The following is a 14,320-nucleotide window of genomic DNA, read 5'->3' on the forward strand; positions in this document are numbered from 1 at the left end:
CGTAGAAGGTTTTCGCGACCGAGCCCATGCGGCTCTGGCCATCGAAAAAAGGCGCAACTATTCCGATGCAGGCTCGCGACGTCTAATGCCGTAAACGCCTACCCTATGCCGAATCGGCATGATATTTTTTGTGTCGAGCGGACGTCACAACGGGTTGCTCTACACCCGTTCGGATTCTCGACGGTGGCCGAAACGGCACCCGATCAGCCGATACGCCCCTTTAAACGGGGGGTTGGGCGAGCATTGTTCGACAATCCGAACGCGGTTTTCGCGCGGTGATGGCGAAGCAAGAGGGAAAAAAATCACGATAGATGGTCAGCTGTGCTGCGACAAAAAGTCCCTGCCTGGCACCCTCAACAACCGACCAAACGCAAAAAAACCGCCGAAGCTCACCTGGCGGTTCTTTCAAGTTTCAAGCTCTCCGGAAGTCCGGCCATTGCTGGCACGCGGACTTCCGTCGCAGCTTTCTCCTGACCCGGCCCATGGGTGGAGGCACTCCCTGTACCCCTAGGTCACTCCGATCATGCTGCAATCAAAGCGTCCCGGCCCCTTGGTCATGCGTCGGCCCTCCTCGGGCGGGCGCAGTTAGTAGAAGCTAAATCATTGAAAAGGTTCAGCTTCTGTGAAAACCACTGGTCAGTACCAGTTCGGGTCCTTTTTAAGTTGCTCCATCAGCAGGGCCTGCATGCCCTGGTCCGGCTTGCCCAGCCAACGGTAGTCGGCGTGGCGGGTCGGCGACTTGTCGGCGGGCAGCCCTTCGGGGACGTCCACCAACATGCCGTACGCGTGCTTCTTGTTCCAACTGAAGGCAACAATCAGCCGGTGGTTCTTGCAGACCTGCTGCGTCTCGCACAGCGGGCCTACCAGATATTTGTCGCCACCTTCTTCAACGGCCGACATCTGCTGCTCGGAGACGCCCGTGAGGTTCAGCACCCAATCGGGTACCCGCTCCTCTTTCCTGACGACGCCTTGCCACGTGTCGCGGTACTGCGGGTCGCTGCTCAGCAAGCCATTGACCTGCACCTGGCCGTCATTGGCCGCCACCGCCATGCCACCGCAGCCCAATAGCAGGGCCACGGTGGCAGCCTTGAAGGTAATGCCTTTCATTGGCGTCAGCCTCGACCACGACGGCCAAAGATAAAGGAGGCCACGAACAGCACCAGGAACACGATGAACAGGATCTTGGCGATCCCGGTCGCGGCGCCAGCGATACCACCGAAGCCCAGTACAGCGGCGATGATGGCGATGATCAGGAATGTGACTGCCCAACTCAACATGGTGACTCTCCTTACCGTTTTTTAATGGGGTGCTGCCTACTGCGAACTCGCCAGGGGCGAGGCTTCATCTAGAACACCCAGCTTTGGTGCCGCTCTACCTGGTCACTGCTCTCTGCCCTTTGCAGCAGGGCGGCGTTCGGTGACTGATGGGCGGCGCCGGCGCTGACGGCATTGAAATGCGGGTAACTGATTGCCGGATGGGCCTGCGCCAATTGCGCCTCGCGGCCCTCGTGCCAGTGTTGATAGAGCTGGCCGGCAAGCAGGGTGATCATCAAAGCAAGGGTCACGGACAGACCCTGTTGGATCTGCTGGGAAGAGATCGGCAAATGGGCTAGGCATTGGCGGCTCATCCTGTAACTCCTCTTGGTTTGATGATCAACACTGCTTGGTAGTGATATTGCAGACTGCGTGCCAGTTTTTATTAACGATAAAACTCAATAAAATCAGGTAGTTGCGCACTGCTTTGCGAGGGGTAAGGCGAGCAACCTGCACGATGACCACCGGTTGCTCGGGCGTTTTGCACGATGGCCTCAGCTGGTGGTCTTGCCCGCCACCTTGAGCAGGTCGGCGTCCACGCCACGCACGCCACGAATGTTGCGCGCGATCTCCACCGCCTCGGTTTTCTCCTCGGTGCTGGCCACCACGCCGCCCAGGGTGACCATGCCGCCCTTGGTATCGACCTTGATGTTGATGCCATCGATGTCGCGGCTATATAGAAGGCTGGCTTTCACCTTGCTGGTAATCCATGCATCGCTGATGGACGCCTCGGTGGTTTTCGCCTGCGCTTCCGCCTCGGTGGTACGAGTGTCGGCGGCGCCCAGGCTGATCAGGTTATTCACTTGGGTGACGCCTTCGGTATTGCGCGCCAGGTCGCCGGCCAATTGCTTGGCGTCGGCGGTCTGCGCCTGGCCCTTGAGGGTGACCACGCCGTTCTGCGTGTCCACGTCGGTATCCAACGCCTGGGTGGCGCTGTTCCACAGCAGCTTGGATTTGATGGTGGCGGTCAGGGTGGCGTCGTCGAAGCGCTGTGCGATGCGCTTCTGCACCGGCGGCTGGTCGGCCAGGGCCGGGTTCACGCTCAACTGGTTGTCGACCTTGGTGATACCCGAGGTCTGGGCGGCGATCTGCTCGGCCAGGTCGCGGTCCACGTCGTTCTCCACCTGGCCTTTGAGGGTTGCCACGCCGTTGGCTACGCTCACGTCAATCTTGAACGGGCTCAAGTGCCGGTTCAGGGCAAAGGCGGTCCAGATCGACCCCTCCTGGCGGGCAGCCTGCAACTGGCTGCTGACTTGGGCGGTATCCAGGGTGGCGGCCTGGCCCAGTGCAGGGGCCAGCACGGCACCCAATGAACAGGCGAGGGCCAGGTGTTTGAGGGCATTCATGACAAAGCTCCTTATTACAGACGTTCGGGTGGTACCCGCAACGGCCATGCCAAGGGCTCAATTTTCTATTTTTTCTTTGGGAACCAGTGGGTTAGTGCAGTTATCAACAGATAGTTACCATGCAGGTCGCCGAATGAATCAGAATTGACCATGCAACTTGCCCGATTATTCTGACACTAACCCAAGACAATTCTTAAAGGAGCGTAGGAAAATGGAAGCTGGCACGGAACACCAAGGCCGAATCCTCTTGGTGGATGATGAGTCCGCCATCCTTCGCACCTTCCGTTACTGCCTGGAAGACGAAGGCTACAGCGTCGCCACCGCCAACAGCGCGGCGCAGGCCGACGCATTGATGCAGCGCCAGGTGTTCGATTTGTGCTTCCTGGACTTGCGCCTGGGCGAGGACAACGGCCTGGACGTACTGGCGCAGATGCGCATCCAGGCACCCTGGATGCGCGTGGTGATCGTCACCGCCCACTCGGCGGTGGACACCGCCGTGGACGCCATCCAGGCCGGCGCCGCCGATTACCTGGTGAAGCCATGCAGCCCCGACCAACTGCGCCTGGCCACCGCCAAGCAATTGGAAGTGCGCCAGCTGTCGGCACGCCTGGAAGCCCTGGAAGGCGAGATCCGCAAACCCAAGGACGGCCTGGACTCCCATAGCCCGGCCATGATGGTGGTGCTGGAAACTGCCCGCCAGGTCGCCAACACCGACGCCAACATCCTCATCCTGGGTGAGTCGGGCACCGGTAAAGGCGAGCTGGCCCGCGCCATCCACGGCTGGAGCAAGCGCGCGAAGAAAGCCTGCGTGACCATCAACTGCCCGTCGCTGACCGCCGAGCTGATGGAAAGCGAGCTGTTCGGCCACAGCCGCGGGGCGTTCACCGGCGCCAGCGAAAGCACCCTGGGCCGGGTCAACCAGGCTGACGGCGGCACGCTGTTCCTGGATGAAATCGGCGACTTCCCGCTGACCTTGCAGCCCAAGCTGCTGCGCTTCATTCAAGACAAGGAATACGAGCGCGTGGGCGACCCGGTCACCCGCCGCGCCGACGTGCGCATCCTCGCCGCCACCAACCTCAACCTTGAGGACATGGTGCGTGAAGGGCGCTTCCGCGAGGACCTGCTGTACCGCCTCAACGTCATCACCCTGCACCTGCCGCCCCTGCGCGAGCGCAGCGAAGACATCCTCACCCTGGCCGACCGCTTCCTGGCACGCTTCGTCAAGGAATACGCGCGGCCGGCGCGCGGCTTCAGCGAGGAAGCGCGCGCAGCGCTGCTCAACTATCGTTGGCCAGGCAACATCCGCGAACTGCGCAACGTGGTGGAGCGCGCCAGCATCATCTGCGCCCAGGAACGGGTGGAAGTCAGCCACCTGGGCATGGCTGAGCAACCCACCAACAATGCCCCGCGCATTGGCGCGGCGCTAAGCCTGGACGAGCTGGAAAAAGCCCACATCGGCGCCGTGCTGGCCACCAGCGACACCCTGGACCAGGCCGCGAAGACCCTGGGCATCGACGCCTCGACGCTGTATCGCAAACGCAAACAGTACAACCTGTGAGGTTGCCGATGAAGTTGCGGACCCGGCTGTTTCTCAGCTTCTCGGCGCTCATCACCGTGGCGTTGCTGGGCCTTGCCCTGGGGCTGGTCAGCGTGATGCAGATGGCCAGGTCGCAGGAAGGCCTGGTGCACTACAACTTCGTCTCCCTGGACCTGGGCCTCAAGCTGCGCCAAAACCTGGGCGACCAGCTGATCATGATGCTCAACGAGCATTCCGACAAAAACGCCCTGGCCAACACCCAGCAACAGTTCCAGGACCTGGTCAGCCAGGGCCTGGCCCATGAGCAGGAGCACGACGAGCAGGCCGGTTTCACCCAGACCGCCCATGACTACCAGCGCTTCCTGGGCGCCTACCAGCAGGCCATGGCGCAGGATGGTGACATCAGCGACAACCCCGCTTTCAGCGATGCCCTGAACGCCCTGCGCAACGGCATGCTCGATGCCCACAAGCAGGCGTTGGACAACATCAATACCGCGCAGGAAAACACCCATGAGCGCGCGGTGATGGTGTCGGCGCTGTTGGGGCTGGTGGGCCTGGCGGTGCTGTTGATCGGCTTCTTCACCGCGCACAACATCGCCCGCCGCTTCGGCCAGCCCATCGAAGCGCTGGCCACCGCCGCAGACAACATCAGCCAGGGCAACTTCGACGTGGCCCTGCCGCAGTCCTCGGCCGCCGAGCTCAACCAGCTCACCCAACGCTTCGACACCATGGCCCAGGTGCTGCGCAAGCACCAGGAAACCAACATCGACGAGCTGCTGGCCGGCCAGCAACGGTTGCAGGCAGTGCTGGACAGCATCGATGACGGCCTGCTGATGATTGACCGTGAAGGCCGCCTGGAACACCTCAACCCGGTAGCCCAGCGGCAGCTGGGCTGGGAGGACGACCGCGTGGGCATGGGCCTGGGCGAAGCGTTGCAGCGCCCGGAAATGGACGAGCAACTGGCGTTGATTCTGCGCGGCGGCAGCCTGGAGCGCGCACTGGAGGACCTGAGTTTCGAGGTGGACGGCGAAGCCCGGCTACTGGCCTACAGCCTGACGCCGGTCACCCACACCGAGGGGCATATCCTCGGCGCGGTGATGGTGCTGCACGACGTCACCGAGCAGCGCGCCTTCGAGCGCGTGCGCAGCGAGTTCGTGTTGCGCGCGTCCCATGAGCTGCGCACGCCGGTGACTGGCATGCACATGGCCTTCGGCCTGTTGCAGGAACGGGTGCATTTCGCCCCTGACTCGCGCGAAGCCGACCTGTTCGACACGGTAAAGGAAGAGATGCAGCGGCTGATGCAGCTGATCAACGACCTGCTGAACTTCTCCCGCTACCAGAACGGCCTGCAGAAGCTGACGCGTGGCCCCTGCGCCATCGACGACCTGCTCAACCGTGCCCAGCAACGCTTCACCGAGCAGGCAAGGGACAACGACATCGACCTGGTGATCGAGCATCAGGATGCGCTGCCGCGCCTGCACGCCGACCAGGCCCAGCTGGACCGCGTGCTCGACAACCTGCTGGACAATGCCCTGCGGCACACCCCGCACAGCGGGCGCATTCGCCTGCAGGCGCGGCGCCACGCCGAACGGGTGATCATCAGCGTCGAAGACAACGGCGAGGGCATTGCCTACGGCCAGCAGGGGCGCATTTTCGAACCTTTCGTGCAGGTGGGCCGCAAGAAAGGCGGCGCCGGGCTCGGCCTGGCGCTGTGCAAGGAGATCGTGCAGTTGCACGGCGGGCGCATGGGCGTGTACTCGCGCCCGGGGCAGGGCACGCAGTTCTACATGACCTTGCCGCTCTAGGCTTCGTCGTCGATACGGCGGCCCACCAGGCGCCGGCCGCGGGTCACCAGCTCGCTGAACTGCCGTGCATTGAGCGGGTGGGCGAACAGCCAGCCCTGGCCGTAGTTCACCCCTTCGCTGCTCAACAACAGCGCCTGCGCCTCCAGCTCGATGCCCTCGGCAATCACCCGCAGCTGCAACGCGTGGGCCATGCGAATGATGTGCGGGGCCACGCCGCTGCTGGCGGCGTCATGGCCCAAGGCGTCAATGAACGCCTTGTCTATTTTCAAGCAGTCCACCGGCAGCGTCTGCAGGTAGGCCAGGCTGCAATAGCCAGTGCCGAAGTCGTCGATCAGCACCTGGTGCCCCACGTCCCGCAACGCTTGCAGGTTATCGCGGGCCACTACCACGTCAATCAGCCCGCGTTCGGTGACTTCGAAGGCGATCTGGTGGGCGGACACCCGATGCTGGGCCAGCAGCCGCGCGACCACGCGGCCGATGCGCGGCACCATGACGTCCACGGCCGCCAGGTTCACCGAGATATACAGGTGGGGGTTGGCCCGCAATAACTGCCCCAGCTGCTCCAACAGCTGTTGCAGGACGAAATCGGTTATTTCGCGAATCTGGCCGGTATTTTCCGCCATGGGGATGAACAGGTCGGGGCTGGTCAGGGTTCCATCCGGGCGCCGCCAGCGCACCAGCGCCTCGGCGCCCACACATCGTCGGCTATTGAGGTCGAAAATGGGCTGGTACAACACTTTCAGCTCACCACGGCGCAATGCACCTTGCAGCTCATTGCTCAGCGAGCGCCGCTCGCGCACCAGCAACAGCACCATCCACCCCACCAGCCAGGCCAGCAACAGGCTACCCGGGAACAATGCCCACAAGGCCGCGTTCATTTTTGGCAGCAGGTTGGTGCGCGGGGCAATCAGCACCAGCTGGTAGTCGGGTGATTTGGTAAACATGCGATAGATCAGGCTGTCGCGCGTCACCAGCAACGGTTGCTGCGAGGGCGGCGGCCAATCGCTGGCTGGCGGCCAGGCCTGGGCCGGGCCCAGCACCGGCACCGCGCGCTTGCCCTTGTCGAGCACCACCAGCAGGCTGCCGCCGGGCGCCAGGTCGACCACGTCGGTCAGGTGCCCACGGGAGGTGGAGACGCTGAACGGGCCGCGCCCCAGGCGCAGGGCGGCAAGGTTGTCGTCCGGCTGGGTGGTGGTGTTGAGCCAGTAGCTGTAGGTGGGGCCCTTGATGTCCGGGGCGCGCAAGGCCAGGTTCCCTGACTCGCTGGGCCGGCTGGAACAGCTTTGCTCGCCATCGTTGTAGACCGCGTCGTAGACAAAGCGGTTATCGAACCCGACCTGCTGCAAGGCGGTGATCATCGCCGGGCCGCAGCCGCGCAGGTTCTGTTCGTTGAGCAGGTCGACGCTTTCGCGCAGCTGCCCGAAAATCTGCTCAAGGCGGTCGAGAAAGCGGTCGCCACGCGCGTTCATCTGCTCGATTTCGGTCTGCTGAACCTGGTGTACCACCAGCCCGAAGCTGGCGCTCAGCAGCAGGGCCGCGCAAGCGGCAGCCGCGATCATCGCCATTAACCAAGGGCGATAGAAGGCGCTGCGAAGACGCACGTAGGCGGAAGACATGGGTGAATATCCAGTTGCTCACCATGAGGTATAGCAACTGGACGGGATTTAGCTTCGCCGTTGGGCGGAGCTGGTCAGCGCTGGCTGTTCAGCGCCTGCAGGATGGCGGCGGTTTCGGCATCGGGCTCGCCGTCGAAGCGGGCCGGGCGGAAGTGCATCTGGAACGCGGCGATGACGTGGCGGGTGGTGACGTCCAGCTCGCCGGTCTGCACGGTCATGTAGCCCAGGCGCGACAGCTGTTGCTGGTACCAGGTCATGCTGGGCGGGTTGACCTCGAAGCGCGCCTTGTTGCGCGCCACGGCGCCGGCGTCGGGCCAGATGCCCAGGCCTTCGTCCGCCAGGCGCTTCCACGGGAACAGCGGGCCTGGGTCCTGCTTGCGCAGGGGGGCAATGTCGCTGTGGCCAATGATGTGCCGCGGCTCGATGTTGTAGCGTTTGACGATGTCCTTGAGCAGCGCCTCCACGGCCTGGATCTGGGCTTCGGTGTAGGGGTACCAGAGCCTGCCGTTGGGGCCGTCGGTGAAGCCGGGGTTGACGATCTCGATGCCGATGGAGCTGGAGTTGAGCCAGGTGCGGCCGTCCCACTCGCTCTCGCCGGCATGCCAGGCGCGCTGGCCTTCGTCCACCAGCTGGTAGACCGTTGGCGGGTTGAGGCCCACCAGGTAATGGGCGCTGACCTCGCCGTGGGTCAGCAGCGCCAGGGAACGCTCGTCCGACGCCGAGGTGTAGTGCAGCACCACGAACTGAATCCGGCTGTCATGGTTCACCGAGGGATGACTGTGGTCGATACGCAGACCATGGGTACAACCCGCCAACGCGAGCAACAGCAGGGCACAGCCGAGGAATTTCATAAAGATGGGCGGCAACTTGGTGGGCAGTAATGCAATAGTATAACACATGACCATCACAACCCCGTAGCAGCGGCCAAAGGCCGCGTCCCAGGCACTTCGTTTCCGCAGGCACACTGCGGGACGCAGCCTTCGGCAGCTGCTACGGGGTGTACGTCAGCCGTGCAGCACGCGGTTGCGGCCGGCGTCCTTGGCGCGGTACAGGGCTTCGTCAGCGCGCTTGAGCACCAACTCGCTGCGCTCGCTGCCACGGAAGCCGGCAATGCCGATGGAAATGGTGATGGTCACGCGCTGGCCCTTGAAGTGGAACGGGCAGGCTTCCACCGCCGCGCGCAGTGTTTCCACCAGGCGCACGCCTTCCACCATGGAGGTCTGCGGGATCAGCATGACGAACTCCTCACCGCCAAAGCGCGCCATGAAGTCCATGGGCCGCAAGCGCTTGCGCAGCTCGTTGGCGATGATCTTCAGCACCTTGTCGCCGGCCAGGTGGCCATAGCTGTCGTTAATGGACTTGAAATGATCGAGGTCCAGCATCGCCAGCAGCAATTCGCTGCCGTCATCCTGGCGCTGCGCCACGGCCTGTTCCAGGCGCTCGGTCCAGGCGGCGCGGTTGGGCAGGCCGGTCAGCGGGTCGATCAGCGCCTTCTGGCGCTGCTCTTCCAGGTGTTCGCGATAGCCCTGGGCTTCGCCTTCCATGCTGGCGACGCGCTCGGCCAGGCCTTGCAGGCGCGTGGCAATTTCCTGCTCGCGCTGGTCGCGCTGCTGTTCATGGGCGTCGATGGTGCCGATCAGGCCTTCCAGGCGCTGCTCCAGGATCTGCTTGAGGCTGGCCACGTCGGTGGCCTTCTGCATGCTGCTTTGCATGCCGTCCACCTGCTCGCGCAGCTGGCTGTCCAGCTCGCGTGCGGCAGTGCGGTTGTCGGCGTGGCCGTCGCTGGCGGCCTGCAGGTGGCTCTGGAAGTTGTCCAGCCGCTCGTTGAGCTGCTTGAGGTACAGCTCGAAATCGTGCTGGCCGCTGTCGTTGATGGCCAGCATCAGGGTGGCCAGGTCATCGAGGATCGGCAGCAGCTCGTACCAGTTCAGCCCGTGGCGCAGGCGGTCCTGCATGGCCTCGGCCTGCGGGCGATGACGTTCCGGCAGCGTCAGGTCGTTGAGCAGCCCAAGCAGGGTCTCTTCGATGTGCGCGGCCACCGAGCTGTAGGACGGCTCGGGCGAAGGGGGCAGGGCGTAGAGCACATCTTCGCCGGGGGCATCCGGGTCGATGGCGGCGATGGCCTCGGCCATGACCGAGGGCAGCGGCAGCCGGTCGATGTAGACGGGCGGGGCTGGCTCGTCGGCAGGCGGTGCAGTGGCTTCAACCTCGGGAACCTCGGGCGCCTGGACTGCGGCGACGACCGCCGGCACGAAAGGCTGCACGCTCGGCGCGGCTTGCTCGGGCTGGGGCTGGGGCTGGGGCTCGGGTTCAGGCTCCGGCGCTGCGATGGACGCGGGCGGGGTGGCCTGCAGCGCTTCGACTGTGGGTTCAGGCGCTGCAACCGGCTGCGGGGCAGGCACAGGCGCGACATCTGTTTCCGGCTCCCGGTGCACTTCGTTGACCGGTTGAGGGGCAACGGGCTCTACCGCCGCAACCGGCTCCGGTGGCGGCGCAGCAATGGCTGGGGCAGGCGCGGCGCCCGGCGGTGTAGGTTCTGCTTCCGGCTCGGCATCACGGCTACCGAACAGGCGCTGGAACAGCCCCGGCCGCTGGCCATCCTCGGCATTCGCCTCAATGCCAGCCAGGGCCTGGCCTTGCAGGCCGCTAAGCTCGCTGAGCAGCAGGGGAATCTCGCGCGCCTGCCCGGCGCGCTCCTCCAGCTGCTTGGCAAACTTCTTCAGCGGCTTGCTCACGTCGCGTGACAACGGCAGGCTTTGCAGCTGCTCCACCAACGCCGTAAGCGCAGTGCTGATCTGGCTGACGCGGGTCTCGCGGCGCTGTTCGGAGTCGAGCACGGCCTTTTCCAGCCGCGGTATCAACGCGGCAAGGCCGGCGTCCATGTCGTCGGTGCGCACCACCTCGCGCATCTCTTTCATGCACTGGTCCACCGCCTTGTCGGTGCCCTCCGCCGCCAAGGTGCTGCGCACCAGGCCACGGCGCAGCAAGTCGAGCCGCGCGTTCCAGCGGCGCTCCAGCTTTTCCTGCTGTTCAATACTCTTGAGGTACTTTTCTTTCCAGCGCTGGGCTTCTTCGGTCATGCCAAGGGTCTGCGAGGTGAGGGGCGCAGCGCCGGGAGCGCGTCGGCCACAAGGGAGTCAGGCAAGCGGATCTCTACCGCCACGGGCAGATGATCGGAAATCGGTTGGGCCAATACCTCCACCCGTTCAAGGGTGAGGCTTGGGCTGAGCAAAATATGATCAAGGCAGCGCTTGGGCTGCCAGCTGGGGAACGTGGCTTCGGCCTGGGGGGCCAGCAGGCCCAGGTCACGCAACGGCGAATGCAGCAGCAGGTCGCTGGCATGGGTGTTCATGTCACCCATGAGGATCTGGTGCTTGTAGCCACCAATCAGTTCGCGAATATAGGCCAGCTGCCGCACCCGGGTCTTGGTGCCCAGGGCCAGGTGCATCATCACCACCACCAGCGCCTCGTCACCCTCGCCGAAGCGCGCCAATATGGCACCACGGCCGGCAGGGCCCGGCAACGGGTGGTCCTCCAGGCTCCAGGGCCGCAAGCGGCTGAGAATGCCGTTGCTATGCTGGGCCAGGCGGCCAAGGTTGCGGTTAAGTTGCTGGTACCAGTAGGGGAAAGCGCCCAGTTGGGCCAGGTATTCCACCTGGTTGACGTAGCCCGAGCGCAGGCTGCCGCCGTCCACCTCCTGCAAGGCCACCAGGTCGAAGTCGGCGAGCAGGTCGCCGATCTTCTGCAGGTTATTGGCCCGGCCGGTGTGCGGCAGCAGGTGCTGCCAGCTGCGCGTCAGGTAGTGGCGGTAGCGTTGAGTGCTGATGCCAACCTGAATATTGAAACTGAGCAGGCGCAGCCGGCCATCCTCAGGGAGGCCGCTGGCATTTACATGATGCTCGTTGACCCGCGGATCACGCAGGCCAACGACACGTTCCGATCTCCAGCGGCGCACGGGGTCACCTGATGGTTAGTTGGCAGCGCTCTTATTGGCTGCACGTTCTTTGGCAATCAGTGCATCGGCCACTTTCAGCGTTTCTTCAGGGCCACCTGCAGTGCCAAGGTCAAAACGGTACTTGCCGTTGACGATCATGGTCGGCACGCCCTGCACACCGTAGGCCACGGCCAGGTCCTTGTACTGCTTGACCTTGCCCTTCACGGCGAAGGAATTGTAGGTTTCCAGGAACTTGGCGCGGTCTACACCCTGGGTGGCGACGAAGTCAGCCATCTGGTCAGGGTCGGTGAGGCGCTTGCCCTGCTTCTGGATGGCGTCGAACACTGCCGAGTGCACCTTGTGTTCCACACCCATCATGTCCAGGGTAATGAACAGTTGGCCATGCAGGTCCCACGGGCCGCCGAACATGGCAGGGATGCGCAGGAAGTGCACGTCGGCCGGCAGCTTCTCGATCCATGGGTTGATGGTAGGCTCGAAGGCGTAGCAGTGCGGGCAGCCGTACCAGAACATTTCAACTACTTCGATCTTGCCAGGCTGGGCGACCGGCACCGGGCTGGTCAGTTCTACGTATTGTTTTCCCGCTTCCAGCGGGGCATCAGCGGCTTGGGCGGTCATGCCGAACAGGCTGGCAGCGACCAGCGCGGCGCCGAGGATCAGATTACGCATGCTTTACTCCTGAGCAAAAAGGGATCGCCGTGCGGCGACGTGCGGTGAGACTCGTCGCCGAAGGGTTCAGTTCGCTAGTGTAACGGCAGACTTCATGAAAAAGGGCAGCCACGGCCGCCCTTTTTAATTGTTTCATTTCAAGGCAAGACAAGCGCTTCAGTGCAGGCCCTGCACGTAGGACGCCAGGGCCTCGATGTCCTTGTTGCTGAGTTTTGCCGCAATGCTGCGCATCACCATGGTGTCACCGTCGTTGGTGCGGTTGCCCTCGCGGAAGTCAGTGAGCTGCTTGGTCACGTACTGCGCATGCTGGCCACCCAGGTGCGGGAAGCCGGCCATGGGGTTGCCGACGCCATTGGGCGAGTGGCAACCCGTGCAGGCGGGCATGCCGGCGTCCAGCTTGCCACCACGGAACAGCGCTTCGCCCTTGGCCACCAGGTTGGGGTCGGCGGCGCCGACGCTGCCGTTCTGGCTGTTGAAGTAGGCGGCAAGGTCGGCAAGGTCCTGGTCGCTGAGGTTGGTCAACAGGCCCGTCATCTCGGGCACCTGGCGCTTGCCGGACTTGATGTCGTGCAACTGTTTCTCCAGGTAGCGATCGCCCTGGCCGGCCAGCTTCGGAAAGTTGGGCGCCATGCTGTTGCCGTCCGGCCCGTGGCAGGCACCACAGACCGCCGCCTTGGCCTGCCCGGCGGCCGGGTCACCCGCCGCATGGGCCATGCCGGTCAGCCCTGCTGCGGTCACAAGCAGACTTACTATTATTTTTCTCATCAGCTAATCCAACTACGGCTAAGGGTGAAAGATCTGTGCCGCAGGCTTGGGCCGCTCATCCATTGGATTACGGTCTTGTAGTCTTCGGCACTGCAGTCCGTGCACAATCCACGCGGCGGCATAGCCTTGAAACCCTGTGTTACATCAAAGACGCTAGCAGCAAGCCGCTGTTTCGTCCTGAAACGAGAGGTTCAGGGTTGGGGGAATTTGCGTTCTAATGCGCAACTACGACAGAGAATGCCCCCAATGTGTGGCCCCGGCAGCGGGACAAAGCACACACGAAATCTACGGCATTATATACTACCGACGTCAGCGAAGCGGAAACGACCCGCCTGCCAGGGCCCTTGCCCGGCGTCGCCCCACAGCGGAAATCACATGCAAGTCAAAAACCCCATCCTCGGTCTGTGCCAACAGGCTACCTTCTCGCTCAGCGCCGCCAAGGTCGACCAGTGCCCCGACGATGATGGCTTTGAAGTAGCCTTCGCCGGCCGCTCCAACGCCGGCAAGTCCAGTGCCCTGAACACCCTGACCCACGCCAGCCTGGCGCGCACATCCAAGACCCCGGGGCGCACGCAGCTGCTGAACTTCTTCGAGCTGGACGAAGAACGCCGCCTGGTGGACTTGCCCGGCTACGGCTATGCCAAGGTGCCAATCCCGCTCAAACAGCACTGGCAGCGCCACCTGGAGGCCTACCTGGGCAGCCGCGAGAGCCTCAAGGGCTTGATTCTGATGATGGACATCCGTCACCCGATGACGGATTTCGACCTGCTGATGCTCGATTGGTCGGTGGCCAGCCACATGCCCATGCACATCCTGCTGACCAAGGCCGACAAGCTGACCTACGGCGCGGCCAAGAACACCCTGCTCAAGGTGCAGTCGGAAATTCGCAAAGGCTGGGGTGATGCGGTGAGCATCCAGCTGTTCTCGGCGCCCAAGCGCCTGGGCCTGGAAGAAGCGTACGCCGTGCTGGCGCGCTGGATGGAACTGCCGGACAAGGTCGAAGGCTGAATTCCAGGCAAAAAAAAACCCCGGACTTCGTATGGGGAGGGGAAGTTCGGGGTCCAAGTTCCGGACCGCTAGGGCGGGGTCCAGATATCTGCCAACACTTAACACAACATAGGAGCATCGAACGGCTTCACCAGCCATTCAGGTACTCTGAGTCGGGTTTGACAGGTTTAGTTCCCGCACTGCTAAAAACTAATTGTCCTAAGCGGGTGCGTGCTTAGACGCGGCCTTCGGCCGCTGCTACGTTGTTGTGGGGGGGGGGGGGGGGCCCGGCGGGGGGTGGGCCCAAAAAAAACACGGCCGGCCCCACCC

13 protein-coding genes and 1 pseudogene are annotated in these 14,320 nt (G+C 63.5%); 3 read left to right on the top strand and 11 right to left on the bottom strand.

The features are described from left to right. Positions 1-636 precede the first annotated feature (636 nt). The 4 genes from AC0SZ7_RS00120 to AC0SZ7_RS00135 all read right to left on the bottom strand — a co-directional run bounded on the left by AC0SZ7_RS00120 (position 637) and on the right by AC0SZ7_RS00135 (position 2,659). Positions 637-1,107, bottom strand: a complete 471-nt coding sequence (locus AC0SZ7_RS00120; RefSeq protein ID WP_475502431.1) for an inhibitor of vertebrate lysozyme family protein — start codon at positions 1,105-1,107, stop codon at positions 637-639. Positions 1,108-1,112: 5 nt separating this feature from the next. Continuing rightward, a complete protein-coding gene (locus tag AC0SZ7_RS00125) occupies positions 1,113-1,277 on the bottom strand; it encodes a DUF1328 domain-containing protein (protein ID WP_027981030.1) in 165 nt (54 codons plus the stop codon). Between the two features lie 68 nt (positions 1,278-1,345). Next, entirely contained in the window at positions 1,346-1,627 is a 282-nt protein-coding gene (locus AC0SZ7_RS00130) for a hypothetical protein (RefSeq protein WP_475502432.1), read from the bottom strand. A gap of 180 nt (positions 1,628-1,807) precedes the next feature. Continuing rightward, positions 1,808-2,659: a BON domain-containing protein gene (locus AC0SZ7_RS00135; protein WP_475502433.1), complete on the bottom strand. Its 852-nt coding sequence runs from the start codon at positions 2,657-2,659 to the stop codon at positions 1,808-1,810. A gap of 211 nt (positions 2,660-2,870) precedes the next feature. Between AC0SZ7_RS00135 and algB the strand changes: the two genes are divergently transcribed. After that, on the top strand, positions 2,871-4,217 hold the full coding sequence (gene algB / locus AC0SZ7_RS00140) for a sigma-54-dependent response regulator transcription factor AlgB (protein WP_475502434.1): 1,347 nt from the start codon (positions 2,871-2,873) through the stop codon (positions 4,215-4,217). After that, the gene (locus AC0SZ7_RS00145) at positions 4,214-6,001 is read left to right on the top strand and encodes a KinB sensor domain-containing domain (protein WP_475502435.1); all 1,788 of its coding nucleotides are present in this window, start codon (positions 4,214-4,216) and stop codon (positions 5,999-6,001) included. Before algB ends, AC0SZ7_RS00145 begins: the two co-directional genes overlap by 4 nt. Here AC0SZ7_RS00145 and AC0SZ7_RS00150 read toward each other — a convergent pair. The 7 genes and pseudogenes from AC0SZ7_RS00150 to AC0SZ7_RS00180 form a co-directional block, all read right to left on the bottom strand. Next, positions 5,998-7,617 carry an EAL domain-containing protein gene (locus AC0SZ7_RS00150; protein WP_475502436.1) on the bottom strand — a complete coding sequence of 540 codons (1,620 nt, stop codon included), beginning with the start codon at positions 7,615-7,617 and terminating at the stop codon, positions 5,998-6,000. The genes AC0SZ7_RS00145 and AC0SZ7_RS00150 overlap by 4 nt on opposite strands. 74 nt (positions 7,618-7,691) lie before the next feature. Beyond that, complete coding sequence (locus AC0SZ7_RS00155; protein ID WP_475502961.1) at positions 7,692-8,468, bottom strand: N-acetylmuramoyl-L-alanine amidase; 777 nt, start codon at positions 8,466-8,468, stop codon at positions 7,692-7,694. Positions 8,469-8,621: 153 nt separating this feature from the next. After that, positions 8,622-10,697 carry a GGDEF domain-containing protein gene (locus tag AC0SZ7_RS00160; RefSeq protein ID WP_475502437.1) on the bottom strand — a complete coding sequence of 692 codons (2,076 nt, stop codon included), beginning with the start codon at positions 10,695-10,697 and terminating at the stop codon, positions 8,622-8,624. Next, entirely contained in the window at positions 10,694-11,572 is an 879-nt protein-coding gene (locus AC0SZ7_RS00165) for an endonuclease/exonuclease/phosphatase family protein (RefSeq protein WP_475502438.1), read from the bottom strand. Before AC0SZ7_RS00165 ends, AC0SZ7_RS00160 begins: the two co-directional genes overlap by 4 nt. Positions 11,573-11,587: 15 nt before the next feature. Beyond that, positions 11,588-12,238 (bottom strand): thiol:disulfide interchange protein DsbA/DsbL, encoded by a 651-nt coding sequence (locus AC0SZ7_RS00170; RefSeq protein ID WP_475502439.1) that lies wholly within the window; start codon positions 12,236-12,238, stop codon positions 11,588-11,590. 156 nt (positions 12,239-12,394) lie between these two features. Further along, complete coding sequence (locus tag AC0SZ7_RS00175; RefSeq protein ID WP_475502440.1) at positions 12,395-13,003, bottom strand: c-type cytochrome; 609 nt, start codon at positions 13,001-13,003, stop codon at positions 12,395-12,397. Further along, positions 13,003-13,155 (bottom strand): annotated as a pseudogene (locus tag AC0SZ7_RS00180) (hypothetical protein); the annotation flags it as partial. The gene AC0SZ7_RS00175 and the pseudogene AC0SZ7_RS00180, both read right to left, overlap by 1 nt. A gap of 223 nt (positions 13,156-13,378) precedes the next feature. On the opposite strand from AC0SZ7_RS00180, the gene yihA reads away from it, so the two are divergent. Then, positions 13,379-14,011, top strand: a complete 633-nt coding sequence (gene yihA, locus AC0SZ7_RS00185) for a ribosome biogenesis GTP-binding protein YihA/YsxC (protein ID WP_475502441.1) — start codon at positions 13,379-13,381, stop codon at positions 14,009-14,011. Positions 14,012-14,320 lie beyond the last annotated feature (309 nt).

The organism is Pseudomonas sp. JC1203, assembly GCF_056175065.1.